This window comes from Shewanella sp. GutDb-MelDb (assembly GCF_002836075.1).
Lineage (GTDB): Bacteria > Pseudomonadota > Gammaproteobacteria > Enterobacterales > Shewanellaceae > Shewanella.
Window position 1 is genome coordinate 26,325 of sequence record NZ_PJBM01000128.1, and the last position, 23,401, is coordinate 49,725.

At 43.7% G+C, this 23,401-nt stretch carries 16 protein-coding genes, 1 pseudogene and 1 riboswitch; of the genes and pseudogenes, 13 read left to right on the plus strand and 4 right to left on the minus strand.

Going from position 1 to position 23,401, the window contains the following annotated elements; translation table 11 throughout:
* Positions 1–76 precede the first annotated feature (76 nt).
* The 3 genes from CXF82_RS04230 to CXF82_RS04240 all read left to right on the plus strand — a co-directional run bounded on the left by CXF82_RS04230 (position 77) and on the right by CXF82_RS04240 (position 3,248).
* Positions 77–502: a hypothetical protein gene (locus CXF82_RS04230; RefSeq protein WP_101091936.1), complete on the plus strand. Its 426-nt coding sequence runs from the start codon at positions 77–79 to the stop codon at positions 500–502.
* On the plus strand, positions 499–708 hold the full coding sequence (locus tag CXF82_RS04235) for a helix-turn-helix transcriptional regulator (RefSeq protein WP_101091937.1): 210 nt from the start codon (positions 499–501) through the stop codon (positions 706–708). Before CXF82_RS04230 ends, CXF82_RS04235 begins: the two co-directional genes overlap by 4 nt.
* 677 nt (positions 709–1,385) lie before the next feature.
* On the plus strand, positions 1,386–3,248 hold the full coding sequence (locus tag CXF82_RS04240; RefSeq protein WP_102043719.1) for a M14 family metallopeptidase: 1,863 nt from the start codon (positions 1,386–1,388) through the stop codon (positions 3,246–3,248).
* Between the two features lie 91 nt (positions 3,249–3,339).
* On the opposite strand, the gene CXF82_RS04245 is transcribed toward CXF82_RS04240, so the two are convergent.
* Positions 3,340–4,143: a class I SAM-dependent methyltransferase gene (locus tag CXF82_RS04245; RefSeq protein ID WP_102043720.1), complete on the minus strand. Its 804-nt coding sequence runs from the start codon at positions 4,141–4,143 to the stop codon at positions 3,340–3,342.
* 258 nt (positions 4,144–4,401) lie between these two features.
* Between CXF82_RS04245 and CXF82_RS04250 the strand changes: the two genes are divergently transcribed.
* Complete coding sequence (locus tag CXF82_RS04250) at positions 4,402–5,157, plus strand: DUF4097 family beta strand repeat-containing protein (RefSeq protein WP_101091939.1); 756 nt, start codon at positions 4,402–4,404, stop codon at positions 5,155–5,157.
* Positions 5,158–5,591: 434 nt separating this feature from the next.
* Positions 5,592–6,386 carry a DsbA family protein gene (locus CXF82_RS04255; RefSeq protein ID WP_232774994.1) on the plus strand — a complete coding sequence of 265 codons (795 nt, stop codon included), beginning with the start codon at positions 5,592–5,594 and terminating at the stop codon, positions 6,384–6,386.
* A 1,300-nt stretch (positions 6,387–7,686) separates the two neighbouring features.
* On the opposite strand, the pseudogene CXF82_RS04260 reads toward CXF82_RS04255, so the two are convergent.
* A pseudogene (locus CXF82_RS04260) lies at positions 7,687–7,941 on the minus strand (GIY-YIG nuclease family protein); the annotation flags it as partial.
* 11 nt (positions 7,942–7,952) lie between these two features.
* Positions 7,953–10,136 carry a S9 family peptidase gene (locus tag CXF82_RS04265; RefSeq protein ID WP_101091940.1) on the minus strand — a complete coding sequence of 728 codons (2,184 nt, stop codon included), beginning with the start codon at positions 10,134–10,136 and terminating at the stop codon, positions 7,953–7,955.
* Between the two features lie 139 nt (positions 10,137–10,275).
* A riboswitch (FMN riboswitch) is annotated at positions 10,276–10,550 on the plus strand.
* A gap of 161 nt (positions 10,551–10,711) precedes the next feature.
* Here CXF82_RS04265 and ribB point away from each other — a divergent pair.
* Positions 10,712–11,350: a 3,4-dihydroxy-2-butanone-4-phosphate synthase gene (gene ribB, locus CXF82_RS04270; protein WP_101091941.1), complete on the plus strand. Its 639-nt coding sequence runs from the start codon at positions 10,712–10,714 to the stop codon at positions 11,348–11,350.
* A gap of 425 nt (positions 11,351–11,775) precedes the next feature.
* On the plus strand, positions 11,776–15,000 hold the full coding sequence (locus CXF82_RS04275; RefSeq protein WP_101091942.1) for an EAL domain-containing protein: 3,225 nt from the start codon (positions 11,776–11,778) through the stop codon (positions 14,998–15,000).
* A gap of 80 nt (positions 15,001–15,080) precedes the next feature.
* Here CXF82_RS04275 and ftnA read toward each other — a convergent pair whose 3' ends face one another.
* A complete protein-coding gene (ftnA, locus tag CXF82_RS04280; RefSeq protein WP_101091943.1) occupies positions 15,081–15,605 on the minus strand; it encodes a non-heme ferritin in 525 nt (174 codons plus the stop codon).
* Between the two features lie 382 nt (positions 15,606–15,987).
* On the opposite strand from ftnA, the gene glp reads away from it, so the two are divergent.
* The 6 genes from glp to CXF82_RS04310 all read left to right on the plus strand — a co-directional run bounded on the left by glp (position 15,988) and on the right by CXF82_RS04310 (position 22,932).
* A complete protein-coding gene (glp, locus tag CXF82_RS04285) occupies positions 15,988–17,232 on the plus strand; it encodes a molybdopterin molybdotransferase MoeA (protein WP_101091944.1) in 1,245 nt (414 codons plus the stop codon).
* Positions 17,233–17,245: 13 nt separating this feature from the next.
* On the plus strand, positions 17,246–18,025 hold the full coding sequence (gene moeB, locus CXF82_RS04290; RefSeq protein ID WP_101091945.1) for a molybdopterin-synthase adenylyltransferase MoeB: 780 nt from the start codon (positions 17,246–17,248) through the stop codon (positions 18,023–18,025).
* Positions 18,026–18,601: 576 nt separating this feature from the next.
* Positions 18,602–19,849, plus strand: coding sequence for an HlyD family secretion protein (locus CXF82_RS04295; protein ID WP_102043721.1), 1,248 nt, complete (start codon positions 18,602–18,604; stop codon positions 19,847–19,849).
* Positions 19,849–22,005: a peptidase domain-containing ABC transporter gene (locus CXF82_RS04300; RefSeq protein ID WP_102043722.1), complete on the plus strand. Its 2,157-nt coding sequence runs from the start codon at positions 19,849–19,851 to the stop codon at positions 22,003–22,005. The genes CXF82_RS04295 and CXF82_RS04300 overlap by 1 nt, the downstream gene beginning before the upstream one ends.
* 223 nt (positions 22,006–22,228) lie before the next feature.
* Entirely contained in the window at positions 22,229–22,414 is a 186-nt protein-coding gene (locus CXF82_RS04305) for a hypothetical protein (RefSeq protein ID WP_101091948.1), read from the plus strand.
* A gap of 47 nt (positions 22,415–22,461) precedes the next feature.
* Entirely contained in the window at positions 22,462–22,932 is a 471-nt protein-coding gene (locus tag CXF82_RS04310; protein ID WP_102043723.1) for a hypothetical protein, read from the plus strand.
* Positions 22,933–23,401: the final 469 nt, after the last annotated feature.

A 23,401-nucleotide genomic window follows, 5' to 3' on the forward strand; every position in this document is an offset into this window, starting at 1 on the left:
TGACTTATATATCAAACAAGCCTAACTTTAAGTCAAGCTTACTTTACATTACAGCAAAACAAAAGGAACTGTATCGATGAAGAACATACTAAGTGCAATCTGTGCCAAAGGGCTGCCTAAGCGCGATCTGAAAAATGCCAATCGGGTTAACCTACTGGCACTGCTTTGGGCGCTGACCCTTATGATTAGCACCTATTTAGCCAAAACGGATATGCTTGATAGCGTACTCACTCTTACTATCGCCTTTGGGATACATACCGTTATAGGTATCGCTATGCTGCTGTCTTACAAACACTTTCTCACCCAACTCGATGAATTGGAACGTAAAGTACAGCTTGATGCATTAGCGCTAGCTGTCGGTGTTGCCATTATTAGCTTTTCTAGCTATTCAATCTTAGCTAAAGCAGGTACCTTACCGCCTTTAAACAGCTCTTATCTCATTGCACTCATCGCCTTGACCTATATGGTTGGCATTATTAAAGGAAGGTTAGCCTACCGATGAAAAATCGTCTCAAAGTACTTAGAGCTGAACGAGATTGGACCCAAGCTGATCTGGCTGACAAACTCGAAGTTTCACGGCAAACCATCAATGCGATTGAAAAAGGCAAGTACGATCCCAGTTTACCGCTGGCCTTCAAAGTTGCCCGTTTATTCGAGATGCCAATTGAAGCTATCTTCGAAGATGAAACAGAAGTAGAAGTGGGTTAGGTAAATAGGTCCTCCTTACGGGAGGACTTATTCATTGGCGCAATGGATGTCTCATTCTATAGCTGCAAATACCTCACCTTTCCCTTTTCGTGGACAAAGCGACACTATCTGCGTGACTTTATGTATTTATGGTTCCAATGACCTGCGGTGGTGCTGGACAGGATCTCCGAATGTCTTGATCACATGGTCAATGATGTTCCCGACATCATAACGACATTTCCCATATCCCTATGGGTCAGATGTGAATGAGCGACCGTATGTGCAGACGCGACTGAAGCTCGCTGTCATGCTTTATGAAAGAATGGGTCACTGTAAGCTCAACGAAAACATCTGACTTCCAGAGATGGATGATGCCGGGAATAAAATTGGCCCTGTTTTCGACGGCCTCGACCACATCTTCACTGGGTTAGAAAAGTACAAGCATTCGGCCATTGAGTTCACAACAGAAAACGATAAAACTCATTGTTCCCTTCAAACTAACGGTTAACAACCATTCCCCATCAAAGTTGCCGGAGTACGTTGAAGACTTCTTATAAACCAAAGTCCTTAATGCCATACCGTAACTCGACCAATCAGCATAATTAGACACAGTTATCCTATTGCACTCATTGGCATTTTGATGAAATATAAAGGACTTATAATAATTCTAAATTGATCTAATAGATGGATATCCTATCATGCGCCTAACACCCATCCAGACGAGGAACGTCGCCCTTACTGGCCTTATTGCGCTTGCGACAAGTGCCACCAGCTTATGCACTGTTGCAGCTGAACACGACACCCCGCCTCAACTGGCAACAACTTACGTTAATGACGCCATTTTACCGCCTAATATTGAATGGCATGGAAAAAGCGAATCGCTGTTAGCGGCTCCTGACAGTGAGTGGGCGACCCCTTTTGAAAAGAACGGCCTTAAAACCAGCCCAAGTTACGACGAAACATTTGCCTGGTTAGATAAGCTCATTGCCCAAAGCGATATGCTTAAAAAAGTCAGCATAGGTAAAAGCCCGCAAGGGCGTGATATTTGGATGATTGTCGCGTCCAAAGAGGGTGCCGAAGATGCCGTCACGTTACTGAAGAACAGTAAACCAAGTGTGTTAGTACAAGCGGGGATCCACTCAGGCGAAATCGACGGTAAAGACGCTGGCATGATGTTACTACGAGATATCATCTTCGGCGGTAAAGCATCGCTGCTTGACCATGCTAACTTACTGTTTGTGCCTATTTTCAGCGTCGACGCCCACGAGCGCTCAACAGAATATAATCGCGTCAATCAGAGAGGCCCGTTAAACATGGGTTGGCGTACTACCGCCAATAATCTCAACCTTAATCGTGACTACGCTAAAGCTGATACACTCGAAATGCAGCATATGCTGCGGGCTATCAATATCTGGCAACCTGAACTGTATATTGACATACACGTTACCGATGGCATCGACTATCAGTACGATGTTACCTTTGGCTATAACTTAGCTCAAGGTCAGAGCCCTGCAAGCTATAAGTGGTTAGAGCACAGTTATCGCCCAGCAATTGAAGCAGCGCTTGTTAATGAAGGTCATACCCCCGGGCCACTAGTGTTCGCGCTAGACAATACAGACATCACTAAAGGAATGTCTTTGTGGAACGCCAGTCCGCGTTTTTCTAATGGCTACGGCGACGCACGCCATCTGCCGACCATCTTGATAGAGAACCACAGCTTAAAACCGTTTAAGCAGCGAGTACTTGGCACTTATGTCATGCTCGAAGCCACGTTGAAAACCATTGGCAAAGAATCAACCAAGCTAAAGACTGCTATTCAGCAAGATAAGTATCGCTACTCGCCACGACTCACATTAACTTGGAAACAAGAACAGCAGAAACAGGGTTGGGACTTCAAAGGCATCGGCTACTCAATGGAGCAAAGTGCCATTAGTGGTAGCGAGATTGTGCGTTGGAATGGTGAGCCCAAGCTATACGAGAACTTACCAGTGATTGGGGGGACTAAAGCAGATATCAAAGTTAATCGTCCAACGGCGTATTTTGTGCCGCCTCAATGGACAGACGTAATTGAGCGATTGAGTATTCACGGTATCCGCATGACCACCCTCACCAAACCAAGCAAACAAAAGTTGCAACAATATCAATTTGCAGGCGCTAAGTTTGGCACTGCTGATTACGAAGGCCACCAGCGCGTCGAAGCCAAGGTCAGTAGTAGCAACATCACCACAACGTTACCCGTCGGTACAGTCCGTATCGATACCGAGCAACCTTTGGGTGACTTAGCCATACTGCTGCTTGAACCACAATCGCCTGATTCACTGTTTCAGTGGGGTTTCTTTAACCCTATTTTCACTCGCACCGAATATATTGAAAACTACGCGGTTGAACCACTGGCGGCCAAAATGCTTAAACAAGACCCTGCATTGCAAGCTGAGTTTAATGAAGCATTAAAAGACAGTGAATTTGCTGCCGACCCTAAGGCAAGACTGCGTTGGTTCTATGAGCGTAGCCCTTACTATGATAACGAATACCAAAAGTACCCAGTACTGCGCAGTAACTAGCTTGTCAGATTAAACCTAGATAAGCATAGCTTTACATTCACTTAGCTAAAAGCAGCGCCATAAGGCGCTGCTTTAGTAACGCCTATCTAGCTCAAGCTTTCTTGAATCCTGAGATGGCATAGGTCAGCGGTAAACGCTGGCCTTGCTGCTCTACATAAAAACGCTCGCATTGTGTTTTACCTGCCGGTAACTCGACTTCAACAGCCTCTTTGGTTAGCCCCTCAAAACAATCATAGGGGCTGAAGGGAAACTCATTGAATGACTCAATTTCAATACCTGCACCAATCAACGCATTAATGACATCTGATAAAGAGTGCGCCCAACTGACAAAAGTATCGGTTTCATCTGTCGCATTCTCGGTGTAGGTAGCCTCATCTTCGATATCGGGTTCATCTTGATGAAAATAGCTATAACCTTCAAAGACAGCCTGAGCTGGATGAAACTCCACCATATAGAACTGACCACCAGCATTGAGTTTACTCGCAATGGTCTGTGCCCACTGGTCTAAATCGGGTAACCACACGATTGCGCCATAAGAGGTAAACACGATGTCGAATCGCCCCGCGACCTGCTCAGCCACGTTATAAACATCGGTACAAACGAAATCAGCATTTAATCCCGCTTGTGCCGCCAGTAAATTGGCTTGCTCAATCGCGGCAATAGAGAGGTCCACACCAGTCACTTTGGCGCCAAGTCGTGCCCACGATAACGTGTCTAAGCCAAAATGGCATTGCAAGTGTAATAGGCTTTTGCCTTCTACATTCAACGCTGCTAGCTCTATCTCTTGTAAAGAGCTATTACCCTTTAAAAAGCCAGCAACATCGTAAAAATCAGAAGTGACATGGGTTTGCACGCGGCGATCCCAACCTTGCTGATTTACTGATAAATAATTCATAAGTTTGCTTCCATTCTAAAGTACGCAAATTAATTTGACTCTTTGCTATCAACGCCTTGAGTAAAATCACCAATAATGTCGACTTTAGCCAAATTGATGAGAGAATTCACCACTGCGAATCAAGGTAACAATAAAACATCATAATTAAAACAATTAGATAACCACTTGGCACGTTATCTGCAGACATTAAAAAGCAAAGCAGTATGACTAAATATTGATCACTAAAATAAAAAACAAAAATAACAAGGACATCTTCTAATGAAACTACTCTCTAGCCTTTTTGCCGCAGCGATTACGCTAACCCTCTCCGGTTGCATCATCAATGTTAATGGCGCGAGTGCCGGTCCTATGGATCACCAGAAAAAAACAATTAAGATTGAAGCCGCTGGCATCGACACACTCATCGCCGATACGGGTGCTGGAGACTTGAAGATCCAAGGCATTGAAGGACTCACTCAGATCACCGTCATTGCCGACATATACACCTATGGCGATGTTAAAGCCGATTTAAGCTTAAATAGAAAGGGGAGCAACGCAAAATTGATCGCCGAGTTTGACAGCAATATCAACTTCAGCCGCTCTCCCTATATTGATTTAACCATTCAAGTACCCGCCACTATGATGCTTAAGCTTGAAGATGGCTCTGGTGATATTGAGATCAAAGATGTCTCAGCAAATATCGACCTTGAGGATGGCTCAGGTGATCTTTGGATTCAAGGCGGACATAACCTCAGCATCATCGACGGCTCTGGCTCAGTATCAATTAGCAACACCACAGGCAAGCTCACCCTAGAAGATGGTTCTGGGTCTATCAACGTAAAAGGGATCGGTGGCGATACCAACATTAATGATGGTTCTGGAGATATGACGGTCACCAACATCAATGGCCATGTCGTTATTGACGACGGCTCTGGTGACATCGAAGTCGACAACACCAAAGGCCTTAGCATTGTTGATTCAGGTAGCGGCGACCTCAGCGTCGACAATATCAACGGCTCTGTGAGCATGAACTAATTCGGCATTGAGTCGAATTAGTCATCCAGATAAGCGATTCAAACTCGCTTTTAAAACTAACTCTTAAATGAGTAAACCTTCCCGGCGCAGGTGCTGTTGTCGATTAATGTGCTTACCGGTCAGTTATGCTGACCGAAAGCACACTAGAGTACAGCAGTGCCCTGCCCACCCCATTTAGCTTTATCTCAGCGACATCCCCTATCTAAAGCCTAACTCCGAAACATTGAAATTGATGGTGCCAATGACCTGCGGCCAACGGCAGTACAGATATTCCCATCGAATATTGGCGGCTGAGGGTTGTATCTAAGATCTCAAACAACAAGGAAATAGGTTTTACCCCAATCAAGTGAAAGATGGACAATAGTTAACTTTACATAACAAATTAAAGGTTTACTGTTTTTGACTTAATATCCCACACTATAAATGATTAAAAAATGTCTATGAAAAAGATATTAGTTCCTCTATTCATCGCGCTTGGCGTTAGTGCTTGCGACACCAATAAATTAGATCTAACTGACCTTAATCAGGCCCAAAAAGACCAGCTTGGTGAGGTTGTCAGTGATTACCTCGTTCAGCACCCTGAGTTCTTAATTAAAGCGTCTGAGAAATTAAACCAACAGAAAAAAGCTGAAATGGCCCAGAAAGCAGTTGAAGTTGCGGTCTCAATGGCCAAACAACTCACTCAAGACAAGAAAACACCTTTTATAGGTCCTCAAGATAGCAAAGTAAGTGTTATTGAGTTTTTTGATTATCAATGTGTATATTGCTCAAAAATATCACCGATTATTACGCAATTGATCCAAGATAATCCTGATGTGAAATTTATTTTTAAAGAGACGCCCATATTCGCGCAACGCTGGAAGCCTTCTATGTATGCAGCAAAAGTAGGTCAATGGATTTTTAAACAAAAGGGCAGCAAAGCCTATATGACTTACCATGACAGTATTTTTGCTACTGGAAAGAATGAAGGAAAGCTCACTAAAGCAGATATTAATCAGCAAGCACAACTTGCTGGTATCCAAATAGCTGATTTTGAAGCCGCTGAACATAAAACTGATGGTATAGATGATAATTACCAACTTTTTTCTCAGCTTGGTTTCCAGGGAACACCTGCACTTATTGTGATGCCAACGTCTAACCCAACCGCAGAGAATATAAAAATAATCAGTGGATTTAACCCTGATAAATTAAAAAATACCATTGAGGAAATGAAAAAAAGTCTTCAATAACCCAGAGAAAATATGAGAGGGAGCTGACCTAATGTTGTCGCAAAATTGAAGCCCCTCCATATACCTGATAAACACAAGATAGCCAAACTAAAAGCGACCTCAACGTCGACAATATCAACGGCTCCGTGAGCATGGGCTAATTCGATATTGAGTCAAATTTGTCATCCAGATAAGTGATTCGAACTCACTTTTATAACTCATTCTTAAAATTTGGTCTAAAATTAACTCTGAACAGAGCAAACTTTCACGGCGCGGGTGCTGTTGTCGGTTAATGTGCTTTCGGTTGGTTATGCCGACCGCAAGCGTATTAAAGTACGACAGTGTCCTGCCCACCCTTTCAGGATCTCAGCTGGATTATCAGCTGAGGTTCGATAATCTCCTTCAGCTTTATCGTCACTCCGTAATCCAAAGTTAACTTCAATATTGTTGGTTCCAATGGTCTGCGGTGATGTTGGGGACTATTCGTGAACACATGATCAGTGATGCTCCTTACATCATAATGACACTCCTCATATCGCTATAGATCAACTCAAAATGAACAACCTGATGGCCAGATACACGCTTTAGCCTAATATGCATGAAACGCCACGACATGTATTTTGTCTTGAAGCTAATGAGCAGCTTGATACATCTGTGGTTCCAATGACTGCGGCCAGCGCATGTGCAGACGCTACTGAGGCTCGCCGCAAGTTCGTCTGACCTCCAGGGATGGAGGGAATGCCAAATTCTGTATGGAACAGAATTGGCCCTGTAAGCTCTACGATGGCATCCATGCCATCAAAGACCTCAGCCGCATCTACACTGGTTTATAAAAGCACAACGGTCCAACATTTGTGTTTTCAATTTAAAAAAACTAGATCCAACTCTAAATCCGAAGCTATCAAATAACACCCACTTCCCCATCGAAGTTGCCGAAATACAGAGATAAAAATGCCGTAGAACCATCATGGTCTTTCCCGTGCATCCATGCACTTCAAGACATTCAGGCATCCTGCCTATCAGATGTGGGCATAGCTTTCGCGGGACAGGTCGTTCCTTGGCATCCGTGCCATCACGACATTCGTAAATCCATTTACATCAGATGTCCCATCGGAAGCGTTAGGCTATTTCGAATAAGTATGAGGCCTGTACTCGACGCATGTAACTTCGTCGGGGCGTCGTGGTGGATGCAAGGAGGATAAGGACGAGCAGTGTGTGGGCGAAGCGCCACGACTTTGGTCAAGCGCAGCTTGATACTCTACCTTCTATGATTCCAACTGCTAGCCACAAACACTCGACAGAATGTCGGAATGCCCAATGGTTAACCATCGTTGGCTATCAACGCCAACTTCTTCGACCTTGGCCACTTCTTTAACGCTATTTCTCGTTTAAGCGCATCACTGCGACCGCCTACCGTTTCAGAGTAGACCAAGCTCAACGGGCCTTTACCGCGTAAGAACTTGGCTGACTTGGCATTACCACTCTGGTGTTCGTTAAAGCGCCGTGCAACATCCGTGGTAACGCCTGTGTATAGGTGGCCGTTTGCACAGCGCACCATATACAAAAACCAGACTGACTCGGTTGCCACTACTTAGCAGTTTCCTTATCCAGACTCTTATCTAAACCATTACCTAAACCTAGCAAGCCAATGAAGAAGGCGTACTCTTGTGCTTTGTCTTCATATTGGCGATAACGACCACTCTTACCCCCATGTCCCGCTTCCATATCGGTATCAAACAGCAGCACATTATCGTCCGTCTTCATATCACGCAGCTTCGCAACCCACTTCGCAGGTTCGAAATACTGCACCTGTGAGTCATGCAAGCCTGTCGTCACCAACAAGTGGGGGTAGGCTTGTGGTGTTACATTGTCATAAGGCGCGTAACTCAGCATGTAATCGAAATAGGTTTTCTCGTTCGGATTGCCCCATTCGTCATACTCGTTGGTCGTTAGCGGAATAGATTCATCCAACATAGTGGTGACCACATCCACAAACGGCACGTGAGCTGCAACCGCAAAATAGCTTTGTGGTGCTTGGTTTATCACTCCGCCCATTAACAAGCCACCCGCACTGCCACCCGCCGCAACGACTTTGTTTTTATCGGCATAACCTTGCGCAGTTAATGCTTGGGTAACATCAACAAAATCATTAAAGCTATTTTGCTTATTGAGCATACGACCATCGTCATACCAACTACGCCCAAGCATTTCCGAACCTCGAACATGCGCGATGGAATACACAAAGCCGCGATCGAGCAAGCTTAAAATCGAGGAGCTAAAGTCGGGTTCAACCGTATAACCGTATGAGCCATAGCCATACTGATACATTGGGTTAGTACCGTCCTTATTGAACATATCTTTACGGTAGACCAGGGTTACCGGTACCTCTTTACCGTCTCTGGCTTTAATAAAGACACGTTCTGCTTGGTAAAGCTCTGCATCAAAGCTACCAAGCACTTGTTCTTGCTTAAGCAGTTGGCGTTGATTTGGTTCGGTGAGATCATACTCATAGACAGATTCAGGCGTGGTTGGGCTAGAGTAATACACTCGAAGTTTATCACTCAGTTGGTTGGCATTCACATCAAAGCCGACAACATAGGCAGGGTCATTGAATTTAAGCTCAAAGCCCGCGGTGATATCAAAGTTTTGGTTTTTTACTGGGTACACATGGATCCGACTGATACCACGCTCACGTGTTTGCACCACCATGTATTGCTTTAACAGTAAAACGTCTTCAATTCTCGATTGCTCATCGTGGCCAATCACATCTTGCCAAGCGTGTTTGTCAGCAGCTTGATCAACCGCCACTTTCATTAATCTAAAGTTACTCGCCTGCCAGTTGGTTAAGATGTAATAGCTATCACCCAATTTAGAGACTGAGTACTCATGCCCCTCTTCGCGAGGCAGTACCGGCTTAAACTCGCCTAAGGCTGCATTGGCATTGAGCATTAACACTTCACTGGTAACGGTACTTTCAGCGTACAAGGCAATCGAGGTTTCATCGAGCGATTTGCCTAGGCCAATGTAGAATGTGTCGTCTTTCTCTTCATACACCAATACATCTTCAGTTTGAGCCGTCCCTAGCTTATGACGGAACACTTGATATCCGAGCAAAGTTTGTGGATCTTTAGCGATATAGAATAGATGCTGATTGTCATTTGCCCATACCACGTCCCCGTCAGTGCCTTCGAGCTTATCTTTGATTAGCTCACCACTGTTAAGATCTTTAAAATAGAGGGTGTAAATTCGGCGACTAAGCAGATCTTCAGCAAACACCAATGTCGTTTCATCAGGGCTGACCGACACCCCGCCTAAACCATAAAAATCATGACCCTTAGCGCGCTCATTGACATCGAGTAACACCAACTCTTCACTGCTTGCCAACTCGACTTTTCTGGCAACAACTGGGTATTCAAAACCTGCTTTGTAATAGCGGTAATACCAATGGTTATGCCAAAAATAAGGCACACTCGACTCATCTTTATCGAGTCTGCCAATCAGCTCTTCAAATAACTGTTTTTTGAGTGCGTCGTAAGGCTTAAATTGCGCCACGGTATATTCATTTTCAGCATTAAGGTGAGCAATGATTTTAGGGTCTTTACGCTCATCGTCACGCATCCAGTAATAGTCATCGACACGAGTTTCACCATGCAGCTCCATGATATGCGGAACTTTGTCAGCTTTAGGGGGTTCGATTTGTGGTTTTACGGTCATATTAGTACATCCGAGTAGCATTACGGTGCTTAGTGTAAGAGCGAAAATCAATTTCATGTGGCACATCCTTATGGGCAAAAGTATCGCGGCGAGACAATTCATCACCATGGCCACACTTCTGTATTCGCCAGCTTGTCATTTTAATCAAATTGACGCAACATGGCGGCGCTTATCTAATCAACAAACGTAAGATAAGCATAATTCTCAGGGCGGGGTGTAACTCCCCACCGGCGGTAAGTTATTAACTGATGACCGATTTCATTGAATGAAGTGGGCCATTACGACATAAAAGCCCGCGAGCGCCTACCGATACGACAAGAGGTCCACAGGTAGGGTCAGCAGATCTGGTAAACACGCCTTAGTGATGACGCACGTCATATTGAGGTTGCACCTACTCCAGAGCCGACGGTAATGAATACTACAGCGCACTATGTCGCTGCATGTACTAAGTCCGGATGAAAGAGAATATAAGAATACGCTAGTCATCCAAAGTGCTTTTACGCATTGCGGTGAATACGCACAGCTCTTATTAAGCATATGCCTTTGTCATTTTTATATGACCAAAGTCACATGTCATTTTCTGTACGCCCTGATTCTGGCAACCCAATGTAGTTTATTAAAGGATGTTAACCATGAATCAGTCTTTACTCGCGCCTTATGGCAATGCTATCGAACGTGTCAATGCAGCACTTATCGCCCTCCAACAAGGAAAAGGCGTCTTGGTTGTTGATGATGAAGATAGAGAAAATGAAGGCGACCTTATCTATGCAGCAGAAACACTAACCAATGAGCAGATGGCGCTATTAATTCGTGAATGCAGCGGCATTGTATGCCTTTGCCTTACCGATGAGCGCATTGCGCAACTTGAGCTGCCCCCCATGGTCGCTAACAACAACAGCCAATACGGTACAGCCTTTACGGTCAGCATCGAAGCTAAAGTTGGTGTCACCACTGGCGTATCGGCAGCAGATCGAGTCACCACGGTAAAAGCCGCTATCGCTGATGGCGCAAAACCTGATGATCTTGCGCACCCAGGGCATGTCTACCCGCTACGTGCTCGACCTGGTGGCGTATTGGAGCGTCGTGGCCATACCGAAGGCACCGTTGATTTAATGAAGCTTGCTGGATTGAAACCTTTTGGCGTTTTGTGTGAAGTGACTTTGCCCGACGGCACGATGGCGCGTTTACCTGAGATTATCAGTTTTGGTCAGCAACATGATATGCCCGTACTGACGATTGAAGACATTGTGGCTTTTCGTAACTCGCAGTAATGCCGTTGAATAACCATTGAATTAGCTGCTCTAACTTCTTGTTCCACGCTCTAATTATACCAGTAGACCGCATTTTTATGCGGTCTACTTCTTTGCCTAGATCTATTCCCCTCAAAGATAAAATCGCTTAAGCGAAAGCATTTTTCTAGCCAAGCTAACGATAAGATAATTTAGCAACAACGCATCTATTAGCATTTCAGGTAATTGACAGTGTCAAAAAAAAACCAATTAGAAGAAAGTTTTAGTCACTGCATTGACACTAACAACTAAATTCGTGACCTAGATTAGACTTTGGTGAATTAACTGAGACACCACAATCTTGATATGGTTATTATTTGGCGCGTTTTTAATCTCATCTTTTTATTTTTAATGATTAAAACAACAATGTTGATAATTAGAGTATTACGCGAAAGGGTTGTCGCCGAATGTTAAGCCTATTGAACCGCTTAAGCTTTAAACAAAAGCTATTCTTATTTGCCTCATTGCCAATGTTTATATTGGTGGTGTTTGCTGTGCTGCATTCCATATCGCTATTTAAGCAATATCAAAGTGCCTCCGCGAATGCGTTAACCACCCAGGTCACTCTCGGCGTTGAGAACGTCATTTTCGAGCTACAAAAAGAGCGCGGTTTATCAGCTGGCTACTTAAGCAGTGGCGGCAAAAAATTTGCCACTGAGCTACAGCAGCAGTGGCAAACCACAGATCAAGCATTACAAAATTTAGCCCATAACAGCTCACTTAAGAACGTAATACAAACCAGCCAAGACGACTATCCGTTAATGATTGCACTACAGGAGCGGATTGACCGCAGCAGTGCTGAACGCAAACGCTTGACACAGTTTCGTCGCCAAGTGCTCAATCTCGACAATAGTCAGTACTTTAATTATTACTCGCAACTAAATCAAAAACTGATCAATTTTGCCTCGCAACTGCGCTTGAAAAGTGAAGATTCCTACCTAGTAATGATTCAAGCCGATCTTGTAAACACCTTAAAAATCCAAGAGCTAGCAGGGCAAGAGCGCGGCTTAGTCAACCAGCTGCTTGCGGCGCCAACAATAAACCTTGACTCATACGGTGCCATTTTAAGCATCAGCAACCAGCTTAATAATTCCATTAACAACGCTAGATTGTTAATGACAAAAGATAATCGCACTAAGTTGAATGCATTTTTGAATAGCCCTGAACAACAAGAGATCCAAGCGTTACGACAAAAACTACAACAACAAGTTGGCCTCATCAAACATGCACGCATCATTAGTGATCTCATGGGCCATCAGGGCTTAATGCATGACTTCTATCGCTCAGTCACATCGGCAAAGCAGACGGATAACATGAGTTTTGAGCAGCACTATGCTGAACTCGGAATAGCCCTTACAGAGATTAAGCGCAAGCAAAACTTAACTGAGCATCAACTGCAACTCATTGCCGCTCTTGAACGCACTGTTGATCGTTACTCTCAGCACCTACAGCAGATTAAAAGCACGCAACAGCCATTCCTGAGCACCACAACAATTGTGGATGAATACACGGCAATGCATCAAGCCTTACAGCGATTACAAAACCAAACCCCAGTGATTAGCAGCGCACATTGGTGGTCAATGGCCAGTGCGGGGATCGAATTGTTGCATCAAATGAACATTCAACTGACAGAGAAAATAGCCCGTCAAAGCGATATCGAAAAACAACAGATTTTGTACTCTCTGTATATTAATCTGCTCACTGGCATATTGTTTTTCTATATTATATTTATCTTAGGTAAATACATCGGCAATAGCCTTATCAATTCAATCACCGTCATAGTACGTGATGTTGAAAAGATGGCAAAAGACCCAAATCTACAGCTGAAAATTGAGATTAAAGGCAACGATGAATTAGCACAAATATCCACCGCACTTAACCAAATGCTAAGCGAGCGCACGCTGGCCCAAATCTCATTACAACAAGCATCTGCGGTATTTGAACACTCTGCCGAAGGCATTATGGTGACCGATGCCGACAATCGTATCGAGTTGGTCAACCCCGCTTTTACTAAAATCACCGGTTATAACCTTGAAGACGTTAAAGGGCATAAACCGAGTATTTTAAGCTCCAACCATCATCATCCACAATTTTATCGTCAACTGTGGCAATCACTGGCTGACACCAATCATTGGGAAGGCGAGATCTGGAATAAGCGCAAAGATGGCAACGTTTATCCAGAGTATCTGTCGATCACTGCAGTAAAGAATGCCCAAGGTGATATTTGCCAGCACATAGGTTTATTCCTGGATGTGAGTAACCATAAGCAGTATGAACAAGACTTGTGGTACAAGACTAATTACGATTCACTGACTAAGCTGCCTAATCGCCATCTGTTTTCATCACGATTACAGCACGCCATTGATACCGCAAGCCAACATCAATCTCAGATTGCCGTTTTCTTAATCGATTTAGATCGTTTCAAATTCATTAATGAACTGCATGGTCATGCCGCTGGTAACAAAATCCTCAAACAATCAGCCATGCGCCTTGAAGCCGTACTGGGGCCGAAAGATTCTATTGCTCGTATCGGTGGCGATGAATTCGCCATTATCTCACCGCAACATAATACAACTGAAACTGCAGAGCATCTGGCGCAGAAACTAACAGAGGTGTTAGGGCAACCGATAAAGCTCGATGCGATTGAAAGTAATATATCCGCCAGCATCGGGGTCTCATTCTACCCAGAAGATGGCCAAGACATAGAGACGCTACTGAGAAACTCCGAAACTGCGATGTACCAAGCCAAGCGAGATGGCCGAGCACATTTCCAGTACTTCTCACCAGAGATGAACGTGGAGATGTTAGCGCGGATGCGACTCGAGCAACGGTTACGAAAAGCAGTAAAACAGTCTGAATTTTATTTGGAATACCAACCCGTTGTTGATATGCAGCGCGGCACAGTTGCCAGCGTTGAAGCGTTGATCCGCTGGCGAGATCCTGAGTTTGGCATTATCTCTCCCACGCTCTTTATTCCCATCGCTGAAGAGGCTGGGTTGATTGAATCGTTAGGGGAGTGGATTTTAAATCAAGCGCTTACCGACTTGGCTCTGTGGCATTCACAAGGTCATATGCTTAAAGTCGCCATTAACGTGTCTGGCCGCCAATGCATTAACTCTAATGGTCGCAGTTTTTATCAGATACTCAAGCAAGCGTTAGCACACCACTGCATAGCACCGCATTACTTGCATGTAGAGATAACAGAAAGCATGCTGATTGAAGACAAGCCTTATAGCTTACAGATCCTTAACTCGATCAGGCAGCTTGGTATCGATATCTACCTCGATGACTTTGGCACTGGCTATTCGGCATTAAGCTATCTTAACCAATTCCCTATTTCAGTGATCAAAATTGATAAGAGTTTCATCGATAACGCAACGGTTAACCAGTCTGATGCCAAACTCGTTAAAGCCATTGTTATGATGGGGCAAAGTTTAGAGATGCCACTTGTGGCCGAAGGAATCGAAACCGAAGAGCAATGGGATTTTTTACAAGCGCTCGGCTGCGACTATGCCCAAGGCTACTTAATGTCTAAACCATTATCCAGTGAAAAACTGCTTACCTTTCTTGAAAATGAAACCGCCATTAACCGTATCATTAACCGCAAAGCACTTAGCTATGTCGTTAATTAAGCTTAACCCTTTAGCGGTCATAAATTAAGCCCATAAAAAAAGAGCAGCCTAGCTGCTCTTTTTTTATGTACTAGCCGCGATTAAGCAGTGCTAGACATCACGCTGGCAGACTCTTCAACCGCCATTTGTGCTAAATCTTTATCGACGAAGAACAAGGCTTTGCCGTCTTCACCCACCAAACGAATTTTATCTACGATTGATTTGAATAGTTTCTCTTCTTCATGCTGCTCTGAAACATACCACTGCAAGAAGTTAAAGGTAGAGTAATCTTGATTAGAGAATGCTGCGTGAGCAAGCTCGTTAATCTTTTTAGTGATCAATTGCTCGTGCTCATAAGTGTATTCGAATAACGCCAGCAAAGAAGGGAAGTCAGCCTGTGGCGCTTCAATCGTCCCTAACAGTGGCATGCCACCTGTTTCACTGACATAAGTGAACAAACGGTGCATATGCCCCATCTCTTCATCAGCATGGGTGCGCATAAATTTAGCCGCGCCTTCAAAACCTTTGTCTTCACACCATGCACTCATCTGTAAGTACAGGTTAGAGGAGAAAAACTCCATGTTGATCTGGTCGTTTAATTGGTCAATCATCTTCTGGGCCAACATCTTAATTCCTCTGACTATTCTGTTTATGGTCGCTATTGTTATCAAGCTAGCGTAGAAATGCAATGAAATTTACTTAAGCTACTGTTTAATAAATAATAATGGTTTTCATTCACATAAAGAGGTGATTGCTAATATTGCGACTGTATGATTAAAAAACTCAAAAGAATCAGCCCTTAGCCTGAGCTGGCAAAAAGATAAAGTAATCGATGTAAGCCATAACCGAACGCTGATTTATTTGTCCTGTGGTAAGAAAAATAATCATAAAGCTGCGATCAGCTGTTAAAACTGCCAAGCAGATCATAGTCATCTACAATCACCATGGCATAATGCGCTATATTCGTTTTTACTTAACGTACTCTTATTAAGCCTCAAGGATAGATAGATGCAGACTCATGCAGACCCGTGTTCTCAACCTAGCCTAATGCATCCCACGCTGGCTATCGTAAAATTACTAGAGCAAGTGCAGCCGGTCACCGATTCAGAAGTCGTGTTACTGACACAAGCCCTAGGACGCGTCTTAGCTGAAGACCTAGCTTCTCATGTCGACCTACCTCCTTTCGACAACTCAGCAATGGACGGCTACGCCTTTAATTTTGATGAGCTTGACCCTGCTAAGCCGTTAACGCTTATCGGCGACTCTTTTGCCGGGCACCCGTTTACAGGCCAATGCGTTAAAGGCGGCTGCATTCGCATTATGACTGGGGCACCGGTTCCGGCTGGCTATGACACCGTTCAGATGCAAGAAAAAGTGACTGCTGACGGTACAAACATCAGCATTGAAGCGCCAAAGAAAAAAGGGGCAAACGTCCGCTATCGCGCTGAAGAACTCACTATTGGCACCAAAGTTCTTAAAGTAGGCACCCATATCGGGGCAGCCGAGATGGGAGTGCTTGCAACGATAGGCGCAAGTCAGTTACGTGTATTTCGTCCACTCAAAGTCGCTTTTTTCTCAACCGGTGACGAATTGCGCCCCGTCGGCAGTGAGCTTGGCCCTGGCCAGATTTACGACTCAAATCGATACAGTATTCAAGGCCTACTCAGCCGCGCTAACGTTGAGTGGATAGATCTCGGCGTCATTGAAGATGACAAAGAAGCAATTCGCCAAGCCTTTAAAACAGCTTCAGTAAGTGCCGATATGGTACTGACATCAGGCGGTGTTTCAGTCGGTGACGCAGACTATACCAAGCAAATTCTTGACGAAGAGGGTGAAATCACCTTTTGGAAGCTCGCCATTAAGCCCGGCAAACCGTTTGCATTCGGTCACTTAGGTGATGCTGTTTTCTGTGGACTTCCAGGCAACCCTGTTTCCTCTATGGTGACGTTTTACAAGCTTGTTTGGCCACTACTGCAAAAAATGCAAGGCCTACCCCAAGTTAAACCTGTCACATTCAAGGCCACGCTAACCCAAGATATTCGCAAGTTTCCTGGCCGAATGGAGTTCCAACGGGCGGTACTGAGCTATAACGAAGAAGGTGAAGCACAAGTCGCCGTCACTGGCGGACAAGGCTCTGGCATGTTGACTTCAATGACGTTAGCCAACTGTTTTATCATCTTAGAGCAAGATTGTGATGGCGTAGCCGCAGGCGAACGAGTGACGGTTGAGCCCTTCAATAGCGTACTAGCGTAAGAGACAAATACTAATGCCGAGTCAACACACCGTCACGGACGAGATATTAACTGACGCAGAAATATTGCGTTATAGCCGTCAAATATCCATTAAATCGATGGACTTTGAAGGACAGGAAAAGCTCAAACAAGCCAAAGTATTGATTATCGGTGCCGGCGGTTTGGGCTGTGCAGCCAGCCAGTACTTGGCCGTAGCGGGTGCAGGCTTAATCACACTAGTCGACTTTGATACGGTTGAAGTCTCTAACTTGCAGCGCCAAGTATTGCATCAAGATGCCAATGTAGGACAAGCCAAAGTTGACTCCGCCAAAGAGACGTTAACGAGCTTAAATCCGCATATTCAAATTGATACTATCAATGCCGTGTTAGACGACCATGAGATTGAAGCGCTCGTTAAGCAGCACTCAATCGTGATGGATTGTACTGATAATGTGGCGGTGCGGGAGCAGCTTAATCAAAGTTGTTTTTCCCATAAAGTGCCCTTAGTATCTGCCGCCGCGATTAGAATGGAAGGCATGGTCACGGTATTTGATTACCAAGCCAGCACGCCCTGTTATCACTGCTTCAGTCAGCTATTTGGTGAGCAACAGCTTAGCTGTGTTGAGTCGGGCATTCTTGCCCCTGTGGTCGGCATGATAGGTTGTTTACAAGCCGTAGAAGCGATAAAAGTGATCGCCAATATGGGACGCACCTTAGCGGGACGAATTTTGATGATCGATGCCATGACCATGGAGTTTCGTGAAATGAAGTTACCCAAACAGCCAAACTGCCCAATCTGCTCCACCGGTAGCTAATCCTTAGCTGAAATAATGAGAGATATTCGCTAACGGCGGATATCTCGCTTCTCTCTTGCTCAACCCTCTACTTATTCAAAAACAACTATCATAGCTACAGTAAACCGTTGTGCATTTCGCACCAAAGGAAAAACGCTAACTTAGATCCTTCAGCTAATACTGAGTAAAAATAAGAAAACATGCGATTATCAACACTTGAAGCGCTTATTTTATAACAGAAATAGATTGCCAATCTATGGAATAGTTTACTTGCCTAAATCTCATAGCCTTATGTCCTCTCAGGCTGTTCTACAAGGTCACTTATATTGAAAAACATCTCTAACCATGCAAGTATTCCTGCACGGTAATGACCATTACCGTCGTAAAATCCAAGTATATATAGCAAGGGTTTTACGTAAGCCAATAGTATTAATACTGACCAACATGGGTACAATTAAATTGCGATGACAATTGAGATGCTATTATATAACTACTAGATTGCTAATCTGGATTTACGTATCTAACGTTCATTTATGTAAATAAGAATCACTCTTTACCAAAAGGATTTGGTATACACATTGAGAATATGGAAGTTGTATGTCAGCATTATTTCGTCAACAAGCCGTTGAGGCACAAAAACAGAAGTTGCATGGTGATGTGTCATTGGCGCAGCCTATTTCAATTTATTTAACTGCATTCATTTTGCTCTGTATTATTATTGCACTCGCTCTATTCCTTTCTTTTTCTCATTATGCTCGTAAAGAAACAGTCCGTGGTTATTTAGTTCCAGACAAAGGCCTAATCAAAACATTTTCCAACCGTAGCGGTAATGTCGAAATATTACATGTGTCTGAAGGTGATATTGTTAAAAAGGGCTTCCCTTTAGCGACGATAGTATTACGACGTAGCATGCTCTCTGGTGAAGAATTAAGTGAGTCACTGATTGAAGAATTAACACTGCAACTTACCCTGCTTCAAACTGAGCAGAGCGTTAATAATGCCATGGAAGTAAAAGAAACCTCGCGCTTAAAAATTGCCATGACTGACAGTCGCTCATCGCTGGCGGTATTAACTAAGCTCGAAGAGTTGTTAGTTGAAAAGTTAGCACTACAGATGGCGCAACAAGTTCAGCACAATAAGCTATATAAAGATGGCTTCTTATCGACATTAGATTATCAATCCCAGCAAGAGAAATTCATTGCTGTTCGGCAAGAAATAGAAAGTTTAGCCTCCAACAAGATACAAACTCAAAGCCAACTTAATGCTTCGTCTGCAGAGCTGGATGTATTACCGAGCCAATATGCACTTAAAGATGGCGACCTATCCAGGCGACGCTCAGAGCTCAAGCGCCAAATTGATGAAACCGAAAATAATTATCGTTATGTTATTCGAGCCACTGAATCCGGTACGGTTGCCTCGATACAAGTCGTAGAGGGAGAGTTTGTCGTCAACAGTCGTCCATTAATGAGTTTAATTCCACAAGGAGCGCAATTGGTGGCAGAGCTATTACTACCGACGCGCAGTGCTGGCTTTGTAAAGTCGGGAGATGAGGCCCGATTACGTTTCGACGCATTCCCTTATCAGCGCTTTGGCTTTCTTGAGAGTCACGTTTCACGAATTGATAAAGCCTTATTACTTGATGGTGAAGCCAGAGTGCCCATCACTTTATCTGAACCTGTTTATCGCATTAGAACCCAGCTATCAAAACAAGATATGTTGGCCTATGGTGATAAGTTCCCATTGAAAAGCGGCATGCTACTTGAGGCTGATATCGTACTCGATAGACGCAGTTTGCTTGACTGGCTACTCGACCCTATCTACAGCTTACAAGGGAGAGTGGGATAATGCGTGACGCGTCATTAAACCAACCTAGCAATCCTGTTGAATTGTTAGAGTTTTCAGGCAATAAACGGGTGCCACTTATCCTGCAGGCTGAAATGGCAGAGTGCGGCTTAGCGTGTGTCGCCATGATTGCCAGTTTTCATGGTCATAAGCTTGATATGGCAGCATTAAGGAAACGCTATAGTGCTGACCTTAAGGGGATGAACTTACAGCAGCTTATTGGCTTAAGTGACAGCATGGGACTAGCGAGCCGTGCGCTGCGATGCCCGATTGAAGAGGTTGGTAAGTTAGCTTTGCCCTGTGTATTGCATTGGGACATGAATCACTTTGTAGTGCTTACTGGTGTCACAAAATCAGGGGTGAGTATTAATGACCCTGGGCTAGGTAAGAGAAAGCTATCCCTTAAAGAGTTTGCCGAGCACTTTACGGGGATAGCACTGGAACTGACCCCAACCAAGGGCTTTGAGCAGCAAGATGAGCGCCAGCAAATGCGTTTATCTCAACTCTGGAGCAAGATGACTGGGTTAGGTAAAACCTTAATCTCTTTGTTCGTACTGTCCATATTACTTCAAGTTTTTGCACTTGTGACGCCCTATTACATGCAGTGGGTAGTAGATGAGGTACTGATTAGTCAGGACAAACCACTGCTAATAGTGCTCGCGTTAGGCTTTGGCCTGCTTGCCATTATTAATGTCATTACTACCGGTGTACGTAGTTGGTTAGTGCTTAGGATATCAAGCCTACTCAATATGCAGATGGGCGTTAATCTACTGCGTCACTTGCTTAGACTGCCCATGAGCTATTTTGAAAAACGCCACATTGGCGATTTAGTTTCACGCTTTGGATCCCTTGCTCAAGTACGTGAAAGGCTCACAACTGGACTCGTTGAAACGGTAGTTGATGGCGTTATGTCAATTGCCGTATTGGTGATGATGCTCTTATACAGCGTCAAGCTGACATTGGTGGTTGTTGCAGCCATTTTGATTTATGCCTTGCTGCGGTTAGCTCTCTATCGTCCTTTACATCGTGCGACTGAAGAGTCCATTCAAGCTAGCGCAAAAGAGCAGACTAACTTTCTTGAAAATATCCGTGGTATTCAGACTATCAAGCTGTTTACCTGTGAGCCACAAAGGCAAAGCATTTGGCAAAACCGTTATAGCGAAGTTATCAATGCAGACATTCGACTCGGTAAACTAAAAATCAGTTTTGAAGCGGTTAATAAACTGCTATTTGGCCTTGAGAACATCATTGTTATCTATCTTGCGGCAACAATTGTCATGTCTGGCGACTTAACCATCGGTATGGTACTGGCATTTATCGCTTATAAAAATCTATTGACGGAGCGTTTCGCGAGTTTAATCGAGCAACTTATTCTGTTTCGTATGCTGCGCCTGCATCTGGACCGAATTTCAGACATTGCATTGCATGAACAAGAAGCTAATCGTGAAAGCATTATGCCGCTTAACAAGGTGACTGGCCAGCTTACCCTTGAGCATGTCAGTTATTGTTATGGCGATAATGAGCCGAATATTATCAACGATGCGTGCCTAACCATTAATGCACATGAGTCAGTCGCAATAGTGGGAGAGTCGGGCTGTGGTAAAACGACCTTAGTCAAACTGATGCTCGGGTTATTCACCCCCACTCAAGGCCGCATATTGATCGATGGGCAAGATATTACTCAAATCGGCCTGACTCAATATCGGCAACAGATTGCGGCAGTCATGCAGGACGATACCTTGCTATCCGGTTCCATCGCCGACAACTTAACCTTCTTTGAGCCTGAGCCCAATTACTTGCGCATGCAGCAGTGTGCCCAATTGGCCGCCATTGACAGTGATATCAGTAAAATGACCATGGGTTACAACACGCTTGTGGGGGATATGGGTAGTCAGTTCTCTGGTGGGCAGGTTCAACGCTTATTACTGGCAAGAGCCCTATACCAGCAGCCTAGTTTACTGTTTATGGATGAAGCCACCAGTCATCTTGATATCGAAAACGAAGCAAAAATCAGCGAGCAGATAAAGCACCTTGAAATGACGCGAATTATTATTGCCCACAGACCTGAAACCATCAAGCAAGCGCAGCGGGTATTAGTCATGCACCAAGGCAAAGTCTACACGCCTGAAGAGCTGCAGCAATTAACAGGAACGGAATAAAAAAGATGATGCGAGAGTAAAAAGGTGCATCGAAAAAGGAATTTAAACAGTGAAGTATTGAGTTTAAAGTAACGATGATATTTCATTGGTTAAAAACAAGGATGTGACAATTTTAGACGGACGCCACACCCTTGGTCAATCGCTTAAGGCTGGGATAGTCGAATAGACTCTTCAAGCACTTAGGCAAACATAACGTTAAACAGTGTAATTTAAGGAAGATATTATGCAAGTTTCAAAAATAGAAGAGCTAACAGTGAGTGAAGTGGAGCAAGTAAATGGTGGCGGGAGCTGGTTTGGTGCATTGATACTAGGTACGATAATCGGCGAAGTTTGGGGAGATTTTAAAAGCAACCCTTCATCATATGGTTCACGTTATTCTAATATGAACAATATGCACGCTAAATATTAATTGGGCCCCCCTTTACCCTAATAGAGTAAAGGGGGCGGAGATCTGACATGACGTTAAATTCATTGTTGAATTATAAATTTGGGAATAACTACCCAGCTCTTATTTTAGAAGCTTTTATAATTAATTTTTTTGTCCTTTTTTTATTTGTTTTCATATGGGGAGGGGAGAGTAATGTAGGTGCATTTGTATTTAACATTAGTAACATTGTGACTGCTATCTTCATTGTTCCCTTATTGGAAACTATCATTTTTTTTATTGTTCTTCCTTATGTTTTGTATGCTTTTGATATGAAAGCTTTCAACATCTGTATTGTTTGCTCATCTGCTTTTTCATTTTCTCATAGCCCTGACGTAGCAGTTTTTTATATTTTTTATTTTCTATTTGGTTGGTACTTATCGGTTTGCTCTAGTAAATTTGTTTTTTCTAGCGGAAGTATGCTAAGAGGTGCATTTTTAGTGTTTTTCATGCATGCTATTTGGAATTTGATTATTCTCTCTACCTCTTACTTTATTGGTTAGTGTTAATGGCTAGCAATTATTTCGGCCAATTTTCGTTTACCTTCAGCGGATTTTCGGTCTCTACGTGCCTAACTACTGTGGGCTGATACTGTATCCATCCCGCGAACTTGGGTTCTGTCACAAACAGAGATTGAGCAGCTATAAATTGAGGAGAATTATTGTTGGAGTAATAGAATAAGTTCAACAAAATTAAAATATAATATTAGAAAGTACATTACTCATTTTAGCTTTATTTTATATAGGAAACTTGCTTCATTTAATTGTGGCACATTATCTTTTAATAATTATTCAAAATTTGAATAAACAACCACCCAGAAAGTCTTTGCCCTGTTTTTATAGTCAAACAGATACGAATCACACAACCTTCTTCGTATAAGTTATTTGGTATTACAACAATGAGACTTCTAGCCTGAAATGATACAAAACCACGATATTGGTGTAAAGTCTAAATGTAGAATGTGCTAAGTAA

What these genes read in the sequence shown, in the direction of transcription:
- CXF82_RS04230 (WP_101091936.1), top strand. Translation starts at nt 77, where the DNA reads ATGAAGAACATACTAAGTGCAATCTGTGCCAAAGGGCTGCCTAAGCGC.
- CXF82_RS04235 (WP_101091937.1), top strand. Translation starts at nt 499, where the DNA reads ATGAAAAATCGTCTCAAAGTACTTAGAGCTGAACGAGATTGGACCCAA.
- CXF82_RS04240 (WP_102043719.1), top strand. Translation starts at nt 1,386, where the DNA reads ATGCGCCTAACACCCATCCAGACGAGGAACGTCGCCCTTACTGGCCTT.
- CXF82_RS04245 (WP_102043720.1), bottom strand. Translation starts at nt 4,143, where the DNA reads ATGAATTATTTATCAGTAAATCAGCAAGGTTGGGATCGCCGCGTGCAA.
- CXF82_RS04250 (WP_101091939.1), top strand. Translation starts at nt 4,402, where the DNA reads ATGAAACTACTCTCTAGCCTTTTTGCCGCAGCGATTACGCTAACCCTC.
- CXF82_RS04255 (WP_232774994.1), top strand. Translation starts at nt 5,592, where the DNA reads ATGTCTATGAAAAAGATATTAGTTCCTCTATTCATCGCGCTTGGCGTT.
- CXF82_RS04265 (WP_101091940.1), bottom strand. Translation starts at nt 10,136, where the DNA reads ATGAAATTGATTTTCGCTCTTACACTAAGCACCGTAATGCTACTCGGA.
- ribB (WP_101091941.1), top strand. Translation starts at nt 10,712, where the DNA reads ATGAATCAGTCTTTACTCGCGCCTTATGGCAATGCTATCGAACGTGTC.
- CXF82_RS04275 (WP_101091942.1), top strand. Translation starts at nt 11,776, where the DNA reads ATGTTAAGCCTATTGAACCGCTTAAGCTTTAAACAAAAGCTATTCTTA.
- ftnA (WP_101091943.1), bottom strand. Translation starts at nt 15,605, where the DNA reads ATGTTGGCCCAGAAGATGATTGACCAATTAAACGACCAGATCAACATG.
- glp (WP_101091944.1), top strand. Translation starts at nt 15,988, where the DNA reads ATGCAGACTCATGCAGACCCGTGTTCTCAACCTAGCCTAATGCATCCC.
- moeB (WP_101091945.1), top strand. Translation starts at nt 17,246, where the DNA reads ATGCCGAGTCAACACACCGTCACGGACGAGATATTAACTGACGCAGAA.
- CXF82_RS04295 (WP_102043721.1), top strand. Translation starts at nt 18,602, where the DNA reads ATGTCAGCATTATTTCGTCAACAAGCCGTTGAGGCACAAAAACAGAAG.
- CXF82_RS04300 (WP_102043722.1), top strand. Translation starts at nt 19,849, where the DNA reads ATGCGTGACGCGTCATTAAACCAACCTAGCAATCCTGTTGAATTGTTA.
- CXF82_RS04305 (WP_101091948.1), top strand. Translation starts at nt 22,229, where the DNA reads ATGCAAGTTTCAAAAATAGAAGAGCTAACAGTGAGTGAAGTGGAGCAA.
- CXF82_RS04310 (WP_102043723.1), top strand. Translation starts at nt 22,462, where the DNA reads ATGACGTTAAATTCATTGTTGAATTATAAATTTGGGAATAACTACCCA.